Source organism: Fusicatenibacter faecihominis, assembly GCF_020686945.1.
In the GTDB taxonomy this organism is placed as follows: domain Bacteria; phylum Bacillota; class Clostridia; order Lachnospirales; family Lachnospiraceae; genus Limivivens; species Limivivens faecihominis.
The window spans coordinates 50,874-65,028 of record NZ_JAJEPR010000017.1; the positions used below are offsets into that span (position 1 = coordinate 50,874).

The 14,155-nt window shown below is 51.2% G+C and carries 11 protein-coding genes and 1 pseudogene; 6 read left to right on the forward strand and 6 right to left on the reverse strand.

Annotated elements, in window-relative coordinates; all coding sequences use genetic code 11:
* Position 1: 1 nt before the first annotated feature.
* The 5 genes from LKD71_RS10885 to LKD71_RS10905 form a co-directional block, all read right to left on the reverse strand.
* Positions 2 to 661, reverse strand: a complete 660-nt coding sequence (locus tag LKD71_RS10885; protein WP_178047091.1) for a winged helix-turn-helix domain-containing protein — start codon at positions 659 to 661, stop codon at positions 2 to 4.
* Between the two features lie 14 nt (positions 662 to 675).
* The gene (locus tag LKD71_RS10890) at positions 676 to 1,284 is read right to left on the reverse strand and encodes a Maf family protein (RefSeq protein WP_227615426.1); all 609 of its coding nucleotides are present in this window, start codon (positions 1,282 to 1,284) and stop codon (positions 676 to 678) included.
* A 217-nt stretch (positions 1,285 to 1,501) separates the two neighbouring features.
* On the reverse strand, positions 1,502 to 3,034 hold the full coding sequence (locus LKD71_RS10895; RefSeq protein WP_227615427.1) for a Mur ligase family protein: 1,533 nt from the start codon (positions 3,032 to 3,034) through the stop codon (positions 1,502 to 1,504).
* Between the two features lie 168 nt (positions 3,035 to 3,202).
* Positions 3,203 to 4,132: a radical SAM protein gene (locus LKD71_RS10900; protein WP_227615428.1), complete on the reverse strand. Its 930-nt coding sequence runs from the start codon at positions 4,130 to 4,132 to the stop codon at positions 3,203 to 3,205.
* A 147-nt stretch (positions 4,133 to 4,279) separates the two neighbouring features.
* Positions 4,280 to 5,413 (reverse strand): aldo/keto reductase, encoded by a 1,134-nt coding sequence (locus LKD71_RS10905; protein ID WP_227615429.1) that lies wholly within the window; start codon positions 5,411 to 5,413, stop codon positions 4,280 to 4,282.
* Positions 5,414 to 5,602: 189 nt separating this feature from the next.
* Between LKD71_RS10905 and LKD71_RS10910 the strand changes: the two genes are divergently transcribed.
* Complete coding sequence (locus tag LKD71_RS10910; RefSeq protein WP_227615430.1) at positions 5,603 to 7,519, forward strand: clostripain-related cysteine peptidase; 1,917 nt, start codon at positions 5,603 to 5,605, stop codon at positions 7,517 to 7,519.
* 142 nt (positions 7,520 to 7,661) lie between these two features.
* Positions 7,662 to 8,996, forward strand: coding sequence for an MATE family efflux transporter (locus LKD71_RS10915; RefSeq protein WP_227615431.1), 1,335 nt, complete (start codon positions 7,662 to 7,664; stop codon positions 8,994 to 8,996).
* A 54-nt stretch (positions 8,997 to 9,050) separates the two neighbouring features.
* On the opposite strand, the gene LKD71_RS10920 is transcribed toward LKD71_RS10915, so the two are convergent.
* The gene (locus LKD71_RS10920; protein WP_227615432.1) at positions 9,051 to 10,379 is read right to left on the reverse strand and encodes a CotH kinase family protein; all 1,329 of its coding nucleotides are present in this window, start codon (positions 10,377 to 10,379) and stop codon (positions 9,051 to 9,053) included.
* A 22-nt stretch (positions 10,380 to 10,401) separates the two neighbouring features.
* Between LKD71_RS10920 and LKD71_RS10925 the strand changes: the two genes are divergently transcribed.
* The 4 genes and pseudogenes from LKD71_RS10925 to LKD71_RS10940 all read left to right on the forward strand — a co-directional run.
* A complete protein-coding gene (locus LKD71_RS10925) occupies positions 10,402 to 11,946 on the forward strand; it encodes a recombinase family protein (protein WP_227615433.1) in 1,545 nt (514 codons plus the stop codon).
* Between the two features lie 19 nt (positions 11,947 to 11,965).
* Complete coding sequence (locus LKD71_RS10930; protein WP_227615434.1) at positions 11,966 to 12,340, forward strand: TnpV protein; 375 nt, start codon at positions 11,966 to 11,968, stop codon at positions 12,338 to 12,340.
* 205 nt (positions 12,341 to 12,545) lie between these two features.
* Positions 12,546 to 13,259: a TetR/AcrR family transcriptional regulator gene (locus tag LKD71_RS10935; RefSeq protein WP_227615435.1), complete on the forward strand. Its 714-nt coding sequence runs from the start codon at positions 12,546 to 12,548 to the stop codon at positions 13,257 to 13,259.
* Positions 13,256 to 14,155: pseudogene (locus LKD71_RS10940) on the forward strand (hypothetical protein); the annotation flags it as partial. The gene LKD71_RS10935 and the pseudogene LKD71_RS10940, both read left to right, overlap by 4 nt.

Here is a 14,155-nt window from a genome sequence, read left to right on the forward strand (position 1 = left end):
CTTAATCCTCCAGACGGTATCCGATCTTGGGAATCGTCTTGATCACATCAAAAAGTTCCAGTTTTTTCCGAAGCTGGCCGATGTGGACGTCCACGGTCCTGGTCTCCCCGAGATAATCGCTTCCCCAGACCTGATTTAAGAGCTGTTCCCGGGTAAAAGCCATGTTTTTATTCTTCGCCAGCAGCACCAGAAGATCGTACTCCAGGGGTTTTAAGCTGACCTCCTGGCCGTTTTTTGTGACCTGATGCTCATTTAAGTTGATCTCGATATCGCCCACAGTGATCCGGCTGATCTGCCGTCCGGTCCGCTCCAGCACTTTTTCGACGCGGACCAGAAGCTCCAGCACCTCGAAAGGCTTGACAATGTAATCCTCCGCTCCGGAACGAAGTCCCCGGATCTTCGAGCCCACGTCGCTTTTCGCCGTGAGATAGATCACCGGAATCTTCGCCTCCTTCATAAGGTCCATGAGCTCGAAGCCGTCTTTTCCCGGAAGCATCACGTCCAGAAGGGCCAGGTCGAAATTCCTGTCCGTTTTTAAGAGCTCTTCCACCTCGTTCCCGTCGAAAAGCGCCTCCGTATCGTACCCCGCCACTGTAAGATTCATGGAGATCAGCTCAGAAATGGCAGTATCATCCTCTATGACCAAAATTCTGTTTTTCAAAATATCCCTCTTTTCTATTTTTTCTCTTTCCAGCTTTTCAGCTCCTGATAGAGCCTTGCGATGGGAAGTCCCACCACATTGTTGTAGTCCCCCCGGATTCCTTTGACAAAAATCGCCGCTTTTCCCTGGATTCCGTAAGCCCCTGCCTTATCCATGGGCTCCCCGGTGGCGATGTAGTCACAGATCTCCCGCTCCGTCATCGGATAAAAGGAGACGTCCGTCCCCTCGGAAAACGTCCTGCTCTCCTGGGAAAAATGCCCGCTCTCCTTTTTGATGCGAATCAGGGTCACGCCGGTATACACCTGATGGGTTCTGCTGGAAAGCTCTTTCAGCATGGCTTCTGCACCTGCTTCCCCGGCGGGTTTTCCCAGCTTTTTCCCATCGATGGATACCATGGTGTCGGCCCCGACGATCAGAACGGAATCCTCGGCAAAGCCCTGCGTTTTCACCAGTTCCGCCACGGCTCCCGCCTTTCTTTTGGAGAGCTCCTCCACCATTCGGTCCGGGGCCTCCACCTCGATGTTTTCATCTGCTTCACTTACAATCACTTCAAATCTAAACCCAGCCCGGGCCATAAGCTCCCGTCTTCTCGGAGAAGAAGAAGCAAGCACAATCTTTTCCATATATAGAATCTCCGTTTTCTCTTTTTTCGTTTCGACACCTGCGAATTGCTCTGCTGACAGGCAGCTCACGCAATTCTGGTTCGTCTTATTCTACCATGCCGCTTATTTTTTCACAAGGAAGATATTTGTATTTCCATGACGGACAACCCTCTCCTCATCGCCACAACAAAAATCCGGCTGCCGGAGTTTCTTGCTCCTGCAGCCGGAAAAAATACCTTTACGCTCTCCTGGAAATCTTCTTCCGAATCGTCTGGCGGTCGTAATTATTCATGCTCTTTCGCACCATCTCAGAATCCGTGGGACAGTCGTAAGTGAGGTTTCCGAAACGCTGCCGCCCCTCGCTTCCTTTTCCCAGAACCAGCACGACGGTCTTCTCCCCCGCGTCCTGAATTGCCCGGTGAATCGCCAGCGCCCGGTCCTCAATGCACTCGCAGGGACAGCCCACCATCTCCACATAATGACCGGTCTCCTCGGAAATCCTGGTCACAGATTCCGTCCCCGGATCATCCGTCGTGAGATAAACCCGGTTGGAAAAAAGCCCGGAAATCAGTCCCAGATCCCGCCGCCGGTTCAATGCTTTGTCTCCTGGACAGCCGAAGACCGTGTAGATCTCATAGCCCGGATATTCCTTGTATACAGAATCATAGAGCTTCTCGAAGCTCAGCCGGTTATGAGCGTAATCCACGATGGCCACCAGTTTCCGGTCGCGGCTCTCGAACTCTTCCATCCGTCCCTTCACCTGCACATTGGCCAGAGCCTCCTTCATGGAGTCCACATCCACCCCGTAGGCATAAGCCGCCGTGATGGCCGCCAGCGCATTTTCCACATTGAAAAGGCCGTGCATCCGGAGATTGAACTTCTCATGGAACCGGTCGCAGCGCACCCAGAAGGAAATCCTTCCCCCGTGCATCTCGATATCGTGTCCCCAGATATCCGGCGCTCCCGTGGTTCCGAAAGTCAGCACCTTCTCCGCAATCTGAGAGGCAGAAAGGATTCTCTCTTTCTCTGCGCTGTCCAGATTCACGCAGGCCACCTTCGTCTGCTTGAAAAGAGAAAGCTTCGAGGTAAAATAATCCTCGAAATTTTCATGCTCGCAGGGGCTGATGTGATCCTCGGAGATGTTGAGGAAGATCCCCACATCAAATTTCAGCCCCCGTACTCTCTTATATTTCAGCGCCTGGCTGGAGACCTCCATCGTCAGATAACGGATGTTCTCGTCCGCACAGTTCCGGATATGGCGGTGGATTTCCATAGCCTCCGGCGTAGTCATCTTCGCCGGTACCAGTTCTTTTCCGTCGTAGATATCCACGGAGGAAAGGATGCCTGTCTCCTTCCCCTGCTGCTTCTTCTCCCAGACATCCAGGATCGCCTTAATATAATAGGAAGTGGTCGTCTTTCCCTTGGTTCCCGTGACGCCGGTGAGATGAAGCGGCAGCGGCTCCGTCCGGTAGAAAATGGCCGCCAGCACCGGCATGGCCTTCCGGATATCTTTCACCTGAATCCAGGCGGTCTCTTCCGAAAGCTCGTACCGCTTCTCGCTCACATAACAGATACAGCCCCGCTCCAGGGCCTCCTTTAAATACTCCACCCGGAAGTTTTTCCCTTTGCATACAAAGATCCCGCCGGAAACCACCTCCTTGGAATCAAAGGTCACCCCCCTGACCTCCGCCTCTTCTTCTCCATCTATACAAAAAGCCGCCGTCATATCGGCGCTTTCCAATTTCTCCAGATATTCCTTCAACTGTTCCATTCTTTATCCTGCCCCTCATATATTTGTGTAACCGGTAATCCAGCAGAATTTCCTGTTACATGAAAAAGCAACAGCTCTGACGCGAACTGCTGCCGTAAAGCCTAACAAAATTATAGCAGTTGTGGCTCACAAAAGTATACAAGATTTTGTAATCAAAATGTAAACTTACTACCTCTGCAAAATGCTCCGGAGATCTTTTTCCCTGAGATTTCCCAGTTTTTCCAGGCCTGCGGGAGAATTGTATACATTCCCTTCTGCGGAAACCCGGTAAACCTCCGCCTTTTCAAAGGGCTGCCCCAAGAAATGTCCGCTTCTGGATAGTGTATACAATACCATATCGTGATAGTCCTTCCAGAGCTCCTTTAAGTTCTCCTTCACCTCTTCTTTTTCCTCTTCCGTCAGGCGAAGGCTTCCGTCCCAGGCCGGATTTCCCACGCCATGACCCGCGCCGTGGCCGTCTGCCTCATCCCGGACGAGATAGAGGACGCCGTTGCATTTTCTCCGGTTCAGTCCATCCAGGAAGCCTCTGGTGAGAACGCGGTTTCTGTTCTCTCCTGTCAGGGTAACGCTGGTTCCATATACAATATCCCGACGGCTCAGAGCATCCATGGAATACATAAGGCTCTCATAAAGATAGGAACTCTTTCCCATTTTCTCCAGGTTGATATCCGAGCAGGCATCAAGACAGAGCATGGGAACCAGATTCCGGTGATCGCTGAAAAACTGATCATATTCTTCATTCAGAAGCGTTCCCTTCGTGAAAACCAGAAACCAGCTGTTCTGATACCGGGCCGCCCGCTCCAGGATCTCCCTCTCCATCAGCGGCTCTCCACCGGTGAGAAAGAAAAAACGGATACCCAGCTTTTCCGCCTCCCGAAACAGAACATCCCACTCGTTTACCGTCATGAGCTCTTCCTGATGTTTCGTATGAATATAACCGTTCTCACAACCTGGACAGGACAGATTGCAATGGACCGAAATATCTGCCTGCAGAAATACCGGAACATGAATCCCGGCTTCCCTTGCCTTCAGACGCCTTCCGGCTGCCTGGGCCCCGGAAATTTTTAGGTATGAATAAAGATCAAAAATTTCTCTCATACAAAACACCCTCTTTCGCCTTTTTTCGACTGGTACTTTTTGCATTTATTATAGCTTATTTGTGAAAGATGTCCAGTATTTTTTAATTTTTCCGTCAAATTGACAAAAGCGGCTCATGTATCTATGAACCGCCCTTGCATTTTAAGCTTATTTATTTTTCAGCGCTTCCATCTCTTTCTGCACCTGTTTCAGATTTTCACGGATGGACAGGCTCTGGGGACAGACTTTTTCGCATTTTCCACAGGCTTTGCACTTATCGGCCCGCTCTGCTTCCGGCAGATACTTGAAATAATTCTGTCTGGTGATCTCCTCATTTCCGTACATGGCAAGGTCGTTCCAGATCCGGAAGTTCTTCGGAATATTAACGCCATGCGGGCAGGGCATACAGTAAGCGCATCCCGTACAGCCATTCTTCGTTCTGGCCTTGATGGCAGTGGCAACTCCCTCCACAATTTTCTCTTCCTTCTCAGTCAGAGGCTCAAAATTGCCGAAAGTTTTCAGGTTGTCCTCCACCTGCTCCATCGTGGACATACCGCTTAATACCACATGGACGTCCGGATGGGATGCCACCCAGCGAAAGGCCCAGGAAGAAGTGCTGGCCTCCGGTCTTGCCTCCTTGAAGGGAGCTTCTACTTCCTCGGGAAGAGCGGCCAGAGAACCGCCTTTGACCGGCTCCATGATTACCAGGGGAACTCCCAGCTTCTCAGCCAGCGCATAGCCCTTATCGCCTGCCTGAATGTCACGGTCTATGTAGTTGTACTGGATCTGGCAGAAATCCCAAGGACGGCTTGTCAGAATCTCCTCAAAGACTTCATAATCATCGTGGAAGGAAAAGCCGATATAACGGATCTTTCCGGCCTCACGCATGGACTCCACGAAAGGAAGCACATCCAACTCTTTTACCTTTTCCCAGGCTTCCTTGTCCAGGCCATGCAGAAGATAAAAATCCACATGATCCACAGCCAGGCGCTCCAGCTGCTCGTCAAAAATTCTCTTTACATCCTCTTTTTTCTCCAGCTTCCAGATCGGAAGTTTTGTGGCCAGATAGAAGGAATCCCGGTCATATTTTTTCAGTACCTTACCCACAAAAGGCTCGCTGTCTCCATTGTGATACGGGTAAGCCGTATCGATATAGGTAACGCCGGCCTTGATGGCTGTATCCAGCATTTTCTCTGCTTCCGGCTCATCGATCTTTCCATCCGGCGTCTGTGGAAAACGCATGCATCCAAAACCTAAAAGTGACGTAGAAATTCCCAGTTTTTCAAATTTGCTGTACTCCATTTTTCTACCTCCATTGATATGTTCAGACTTTGTCTGTACTTACCAGTATAGCAGTTTTTTTCTCATTTGCAAGCGGGCACTCCGACCTTTCCTCGGCCCGGAAACCGTCTTTTTGTCCCTCCTTTCTTGCTTCTCCCCCATCAGGATGATATGATTAAAAAAAGCCCATTCGGCAGAAAGAAGGTACCTATGAAAAAATTTCTGATTTACGTCTCCGCCCTCTCCCTTCTGGGCTCTCTTCCCGTCTCCGCCAATGATGAGACGGAGGAAACCTGGGCCGTCTACTGGTATCTCTGCGGCAGCGACCTGGAAAGCCAGTACGGCTGTGCCACAGAGGATCTCTCCGAGATGCTGGAGGTCTCTCTCCCGGAAAATGTCACCGTTGTCGTTGAGACCGGTGGCGCCACGGAATGGCAGAATGAAACCGTCGATCCCTCTTGCCTGGAGCGCTATGTCTACCAGGACGAGGAGCTGAGTTTTGTGGATTCCGTCCCTTCCGCCAGCATGGGGGAGGCTTCCACCCTGGCCGATTTTCTTGACTTCTGCTCCACCAATTATCCCGCGGATCACACAGCTGTGATCTTCTGGGATCACGGTTCCGGCAGCGCTTCCGGCGTCTCCTTCGATGAGATCTACGATTACGACTCTCTGACCCTGGATGAGATCTACAACGCTTTTGCCTCCGTCTACGAGCTCTCAGCGGAAAATCCTCCCCTCGACCTCGTGGGCTTTGACGCCTGCCTCATGGCCACCGTTGACACAGCCTCCATGCTCTCCGACGTGGCTTCCTACATGGTTGCCAGCGAAGAGACCGAGCCTGGAAACGGCTGGTACTATACCGGCTGGCTGGGCGCTCTTGCCGAAGATCCTTCCATGGACGGTGCAACACTTGGTACCGCTATCTGCGATTCTTTCCAGGAGGGCTGTGAGATCTACGGAACAGACGATGAGATCACGCTCTCGGTCATCGACCTTTCCCGGATCAGCCCCCTTCTGGTGGCTTACGACAATCTCGGAAGGGAAGCCCTCTCCTACGCCTGCGCCGATCCGATCTTTTTCTCCGAGTTTGGCAGAAGCGCCCTCCAGTCGGAAAATTACGGCGGAAATACGGAGGATCAGGGCTACACCAATATGGTGGACTTAGGCGACCTGGTAAACAACAGCGCCGCACTTTTCACCGATACGGGCACGGACGTGCTCTCCGCCCTGGAGGACTGCGTTGTATACAAGGTCAATGGCCCTTACCGGGAAAAATCCTCCGGCCTTTCCTGCTACTATTCCTACAGTGGAAATACCGACGATTTCATTCAGTATGCTTCCGTCGGCGCCAGCGACGCTTTCCGCTATCTCTACAGCTACGAGCTCAGCGGCAGCCTCGATGAGGATGGCATCGCCTATGTAAGCGAGATGGGTTACGGGAAACTCCCGGAAATCCCCTCCTTGGCCGAAGATGGCTCCGGCGATTATCCCCTCACCTTAAATGACGAGGGCTATGCAGTCATGGAACTGGATGCAGACACGGCCAACCTCTTAAAGGGCGTCTATTTCCAGCTGGCCTACATGGATGTGGAGGACGATATTCTTCTCTATCTCGGCCGTGACAACGATATTGACATGGACTGGGAAAACGGCGTCTTCACTGACAATTTCCGCGGCGTCTGGGGCTCCATTGACGGCAATCTCTGCTACATGGAGATCGTCTATGAGGGCGACGATTACAATCTCTACAGCGTTCCCGTGAAGCTCAACGGCGAGGACTACCATCTCCGGGTCGTTTACGATTATAGTGCGGAGGAATTTACCATCCTCGGCGCCAGAAAAGGCATCAATGACAACGGCATGTCCGACCGGAATCTGATTCAGCTTCAGCCCGGCGATGAGCTCACCACGATCCATTACGCCTCCACGATCTCCGGGGATGACGATTTTACCCCGGTGGAAATCGACACCTTCACCGTCACTGAGAATACAACCTTTGAGGAGACCGAGATGGGCGACGGCCAGTTCCTCATGCTTTTCGAAATGGTGGACCTGAAAAATGAATCCGTCTACTCCGATCCGATCATCTTCACCGTCACCGACGGCGAGATTGAAGCGGAACTGTAATTCGAGCCCCTTTTGCAGGCAGCTGCTTTCTTTTCCGGAAGCGGCTGCCTGTTTCTCTTTGTTATGCCTTGCAATCCTATTTGCTTCATGATACACTGGGCGTGCTGCTTTTTACAGTATTTTTATCAGAAGGAGAATATCTATGACTTCAACCGCATCGGCCAAAAAGGATTCTGCCGGGGGCCTTTTTGCCAGATATGTCTCTCAGAATATCCTGGGAATGCTCGGATTATCTGCCTATGTGCTGGCAGATACTTTTTTCATCTCCCTGGCCCAGGGTGCGGACGGTATCACCGCCCTGAACCTGATTCTGCCTCTCTACAGCCTGATCTTCGCTATCGGATCGATGATCGGCGTAGGTTCCGCCACCCGTTTTAAAATTTATCGCGCCAGAGGAGATCAGGAAGCGGATTACTATTTTTCCAACGCCATCATTTTTGCCGTGATCTTCGGCCTGATCTTTTCTCTCGCCGGCCTCTTTTTCCCGGGCCCCATCGTAAGGCTTCTGGGAGGCACGGAGGACATTGTGGCCATTGGTATACCGTATACAAGAATTTTTATGCTTTTCGGACCCTTTTTCATGATGAACTACATCTGCAATGCCTTCGTCCGGAACGACGGAAATCCGTCCCTTGCCATGACAGCCACTTTTTCCAGCAGTATCTTCAATATCGTCATGGACTATGTTCTGATGTTCCCACTGAAAATGGGAATGCCCGGCGCGGCTTTGGCCACTGCCTTCTCTCCCATCGTGGGAATCGGTATCTGCTGTATCCATTTTTTTTCCAAAAAGAACTCCGTCCGTTTCCGTCTGCAGCTTCCTTCGCTTCGACGTCTCGGCCGGGCCTGCCAGCTGGGTGTAGCGGCTTTTATGGGTGAGATTTCCTCCGGTGTGACCACCATGGTCTTCAATTTCCTGATTCTCGGGCTCACCGGAAATACCGGCATCGCTGCCTATGGCGTCGTCGCCAACGTGGCTCTGGTGGCCACAGCGGTCTTCAACGGTATCTCCCAGGGGTCCCAGCCCCTTCTCAGTGATTATTATGGAAAAAATGACGACAAATCCGTACAGAAGATTCTCCGCCTTTCCATCATCACCGGAATCGCCGCGGCTGTCCTCATCATCCTTGTCACAAACCTGATTCCGGATGTAATTGTCGCCGTCTTCAACAACGAGAACAACGCAGAAATGGCTTCCTATGCGGTCTTCGGCGTCCAGCTCTATTTCACCGGCTTTCTCTTCGCCGGCTTTAACATCATCGGCACTGGTTTCTTAAGCGCCACGGAAAGTGCTGCCTGGGCCTTCATCACCTCTGTGCTCCGTGGTTTTGTGGCCATCAGCCTCTGTGCACTGCTCCTCTCCGCCCTCTTTGGCATGACCGGCGTCTGGCTGGCCTTCCCGGTGGCCGAGTTCATCACCGCCGTTCTCATGGTGATCGCCATCGCGCAGAACGTCCGGAAAATGCGGACTAAATAAGATTGCAATTAAAAACGCAGACTTCTCTTTTTATCGAGAATCTGCGTTTTTTGTTTACCGTCTGCGGGGCCGTCTTTTAAAAAGCCCTGCAAACAGAAGAGCCAGAACCAGGACTCCCAGAGAAATCGCGAACCAGATGAGATTCGCAGAAATGCCGGTCGAGGTCTCTTCCCCCATACCGCCTGGCATGTTGCCGGGAACAAAATTGTCATTCCCGTTTCCGTTACCATTGCCGCCCATGGGCTCACCCCCGTTCTGATCAAAGTTTCCCGGGGCAGCGGGCATGTTGGCGTTGTCCTGAGAGGTGGTCTGAGTGGAAGTAGACTCAGATTCAGACTCCTGCGTCGTGGTCTTCTTGCCTGCCACTTCCTGATCCGCCGTCTGGTCCGAAGTGTTTTCCGGCACAGTATCCTGCTCTAAGGTCTGCTCTGAAGCAGTTTGTGGCAGTGATTCTTGAATCATCTGATGCTCCACAGCTTTTGTCTCTGCTTCTGTCTCCTCTGTTGTTGTGCCTGCTTTCGTTTCCTGCATTTTTGTATCTTCTTTCACATCTGCACTGTCTTTTTCCGCTGTACCCGCTACCGTCTGCATCAGCGCAGTTTCCGTACTGACATTGTTTTCTTCAGTTACTTCCGTTTCTGCAGCTTCTGCATTTTCCGTCTCTTTATTTTCTTCTGATTTGTTTTCACTCTTCTGGTCCGTACTGCCCGGCGTTCCACCACCAGGCATCTGCAGCATATTGCCCGGTGCTCCGCCCTCGCCCATATCCGGCATCTCACCCTTTTTCCTGTCCGGCGGGCCTCCCTGCGGCATGTTATCAGGCATTTCCCCGTCTCCCGTACCCGCAAAAGCTTCTCTGGCGTCATCGCCTCCCGGAGCGCCGCCTCCATTGTTCATGGTGCCCATAACGCTTAAGTCCACGTCAGAAGCATCAATGAGCGTCGTCGCACTCCTCTGCTCCTCCTCCGTAGTGGGAATCATACCATTCAGCTGACCCTCAATGGATTCCCCGCGAAGCTTCACCACCGTACAGAGCATCTCAGCCGCTGCCTCATACTCCTCATAAGTATAGAACGCTGTCGAATCACTCTCCACGAGAGAGTCGATCCGGCTTCTGGTCCGGTTATAAAAAGTCTCAAACCCACCGCCATTGATATACTCATCCACCAGCTGCTGAAGGCAGGAAAGATATTTCTCATGATACTCCTCATTTTCCATCAGAGTATCAAAGAACGTAGTCCCTGAAAAAGCATTGTCGATGGGACTGTTTATCACAGAGGAAGCATCATTTCCCATTCCCATGCCGCCAAAAGCCAGATTGTAATCCCAGGGGATCAGATTCAGCTTTCCGCCGGACTCATAGAGATAATAATTGTGCGCCATATTTCCGGAAAGGCTGTCATCAGTGGTCGATTCTGTTGCTTCTCAAGTCGTAAAGCACATCTTTGAGCTTGCGGCAGAGGGCTTGACACCTCCGGCAATTGCAAGACAGCTAACGGAGGAAAAGGTGCTTATCCCATCGGCGTACACCCTCCAATATCACCCTGAGCAATGCAACCGAAAAGCGGAGTACGGCTGCACAAGCTGGAACGCAAACACGGTAAGAGAGATTTTAAGCCGACAGGAATATCTCGGTCATACTGTGCTGAGAAAGACCATCGGAACGAATTTTAAGACCGATGAACGCCGCTTTGCCACCGATGAGGAACGCCTTGTGTTTGAGGACACCCACGAGCCAATCGTTGACAGCGAGCTTTGGGAGCAGGCGCACAGAAGATTGAAACACGCCACACGCCGTATAAAGGAAGGGACGCACCAAGAGGAATGCTTACTGCCCGGTCTTGTGTATTGCGCTGATTGCGGCAGTAAGATGTCCTATCAGACGAATTACTACAAAAGCGGAGAACCCTATCACTCGTTCCGATGCAGCAGCTACGGGAACAGAACCGTGAACTGCACCATCCATCATATCAGCGACAAAGTCCTCTATCAGTTGGTACTGCGCTCTATCCAACGCCTTTCAAGCCACATTATCGCAGATGAGCGTGGCTTTGCGGAAGAACTGAAAAGCAAATGGGAAGCACAGGCGAATGGCAAACCGCAAAAGCAAAAGGATGAACTTCAGACAATCAACCGCAGACTGAACGAGCTTGACCGCCTGATTGGAAGCCTTTATGAGAATTTCATTTCAGGTCTGCTGCCCGAAAAGCAGTACAAGTCCCTGATGAAGAAATACTCGACTGAGCAGGACAGCCTTGAGAGCCAAGTGTCGGAAATTCAGGAGAAGCTGGAGCAAAAGAAAGCGTCCTCTGCCCATATCGGGCGGTTTATCAGGCTCATCAAGAAGTATAAGCAGCCCGCAGAGCTGACAAAAGAGATGGCGTGTGAACTAATTGATAAAATCGTTGTTCACGAAGCCATAGGCAAGAAGCCGAACCGACAGCAGCAGGTGGACATCTACTATAACTTCATCGGGCAGTTTGACCTCCCGCTTTCTGAAAATGAAATTGCCGAAGCAAGACAAAAAGCCGAGCAAGAAGCGGCGGAAAAAGCCAAGCGCAAGAAGAACCGGCAGCGTGAGAGCAATGTTGCACATCAAGCCAAAGCAAAGGCGGAACGCTGGGCGGCGAATGACGGGCATAAGTACCCGAAGCGTATCTGCGAACAATGCGGCAAAGAGTTTTATCCGAACAACACAAGGCAGAGGTTTTGCAACACCGACTGTACAAAAGCCCATCAGCAAGCCGAAAAAGAAAAGAAACGCTATGCTGAAAAGGGCAACCACACCTTCCGTCAAAAGGCCTGCAAAATATATGGCAAGCCCTTCTGGCCGTCCAACGGTCAGGAGGTGCTGTGCTCCGAGGAATGCAAAACCATCAATCGCAACCAAAGACAGCTTGCCTATTATTACCGTAAGCAATCCGGGCAGAAAGCCGGAGAAGCAATATAAAACCAAGGAGGACGACACAATGGAAGAATTCATCACAGACAAAAGGACAGGCTTGCGCTATGAGCTTGTCGGGGACTACTATCTGATCGCCGGAGAGGACGAGCCGGAGGGCAGACCCATCGGCATTTGGGGACAACGACACCTGCAGTATATCCGCAAACACAAGGTCGGTCTGTATGCCGAGCTGCTGACTACCGGCAAGCTGAACGATTACCTTGCAGACCTCAACGAGCAGACAGAAGCATTGTTTTCTCGACTGGTAAAGCAGCTTTCCGAAAAAGAGGGTGTAACGGAAGCTCTCAAAGCGGAGAACCAGATGCTGTGGGTGCAGAGGATGAACAATATCCGTAGCGCTACTATGGAAATCGTTTCGAGTGAGCTTATATACTGTTAATACTAAGCAAGAAAAGTCGCTGTCGTCGGACGGCGGCTTTTCCTTTTCGGGTAGTATTCAAGAAGTCATAAAGTTCCGTGAGTAATGGAAGAAGCCAGCGCTTGCGGAAATGTCACAATTTACGGAGGTAAAGTTTAAAATACCACTTGCCTTTTTGTTCTTGTTATGATATTATTGGTATACATACTAAAGCGCTTGAGGGGCGGTGATATATTTGCGGAGAGACAGCAGTGAAACAAAGAGGAAAATACTGACCGTGTGCGTCCGTCTCTTTCTGGAACAGGGGTATAAAAACACCTCTGTCAGTCAGATTGTGGATGAAGCAGGTGTTGCAAGAGGAAGCTATTTGAATCTGTTTCCTACCAAGGACAGAATTTTGCTGGAATTGACCGAAACGATGTTCGGCGGACAGTTCGGCGTGGCAAGAAGCATTGCAGACAGCAAGCTGCCGCCGGTTTACGCCTATGCGGTGGAAACGGCGATCCAACTGACACTGACTGAACTGAATGAGAACCTGCGAGAAATTTACATTGAAGCCTATTCCCTGCCCGACACGTCGGAATATATTTACCTGCATACCACAGCAGAGCTGAAGCAGATTTTTGGTGAAAATTTCCCCGATGATACCGAGAGCGACTTTTACGAGATGGAAATCGGCACGGCAGGACTGATGCGCAGCTATATGGCGAGAAAATGTGATATTCATTTTCCGTTGGAACGCAAGCTCAGCCGCTTTTTGACGGCGGCTATGCGGGTGTATCGGGTACCGGAGGCAGAGCAGGCAAAGGTGCTTGCCTTTATTCAATCACTGGATATCAAGGCAATCGCCACCGAGGTAATGTATAAGCTGTTCGCCATGTTGGAAATGAAATATGACTTTAAGCTGTCAAAGGACAGCAAAGGAGAGGAAACTATATGAATAAGAAAATTTTGAGCGTTGTGCTCATACTGTGCGTGATGCTGGCTGTTATGCCTATGACGGCATATGCGGCGGATATTGCGTTTTGTACTAAATGCAACAAGATACAAACGGTAAGGGCGACTTATCAATACGCAGATGATAAATTGCACAAATGCTCTGTTACATGCACGGTGTGTTATAATAAATGGTATTATGGAGAGGCACACATTTGGAGCGGAACGGCGACTTGCACAAGCGGAAGGACATGCACGGTTTGCGGCGGATCTTCCGAACCGCTTGGGCACGACTGGGGCACTTGGACGCAGAACAGCGATGAAAAGACCCACACCCGAATCTGTAAGCGTGACACCAGCCATACGGAAACCGAGAATTGCCACGGCGGCACGGCGACCTGCACCCAAAGAGCAACATGCACAGTTTGCGGTGCGGAATATGGCGATGCTCTGGGACATGATTTTACTACCAGTTGGACACATGATGATAACGAGCACTGGAAGCAGTGTTCCCGTTGCGATAAAAAGGATGACGTAGGCCCTCATACTTGGGACAACGGTACGATAACAACAGCGCCTACCTGCACAAAAGCGGGCAAAAAGACATATAGCTGCACCAAGTGCGACGCAACAAAAATAGAGCCGATTCCAGCTACGGGCCATAGCTGGAAGTCCGATTGGACGTCCGATGCAACGCATCACTGGCATGAATGTGCCAATGAAAACTGCGATGTAACGGATAACGCGGGAAAGAACGGCTACGCGGAGCACTCCGGCGGCAAAGCGACCTGCACCCAAAATGCCGTCTGTGAGTTTTGCAAGGCTGAGTATGGCGAAAAGCTGCCCCACGACTTCACGGCGGAGACCGTGGATGCAAAGTACCTGAAATCCGCCGCCACC

Bases quoted from the DNA above. Each gene is read 5' to 3' on its own strand.
- LKD71_RS10890 (WP_227615426.1), bottom strand. From the start codon at position 1,284: ATGGAAAAGATTGTGCTTGCTTCTTCTTCTCCGAGAAGACGGGAGCTT.
- LKD71_RS10895 (WP_227615427.1), bottom strand. From the start codon at position 3,034: ATGGAACAGTTGAAGGAATATCTGGAGAAATTGGAAAGCGCCGATATG.
- LKD71_RS10900 (WP_227615428.1), bottom strand. From the start codon at position 4,132: ATGAGAGAAATTTTTGATCTTTATTCATACCTAAAAATTTCCGGGGCC.
- LKD71_RS10905 (WP_227615429.1), bottom strand. From the start codon at position 5,413: ATGGAGTACAGCAAATTTGAAAAACTGGGAATTTCTACGTCACTTTTA.
- LKD71_RS10910 (WP_227615430.1), top strand. From the start codon at position 5,603: ATGAAAAAATTTCTGATTTACGTCTCCGCCCTCTCCCTTCTGGGCTCT.
- LKD71_RS10915 (WP_227615431.1), top strand. From the start codon at position 7,662: ATGACTTCAACCGCATCGGCCAAAAAGGATTCTGCCGGGGGCCTTTTT.
- LKD71_RS10920 (WP_227615432.1), bottom strand. From the start codon at position 10,379: ATGGCGCACAATTATTATCTCTATGAGTCCGGCGGAAAGCTGAATCTG.
- LKD71_RS10930 (WP_227615434.1), top strand. From the start codon at position 11,966: ATGGAAGAATTCATCACAGACAAAAGGACAGGCTTGCGCTATGAGCTT.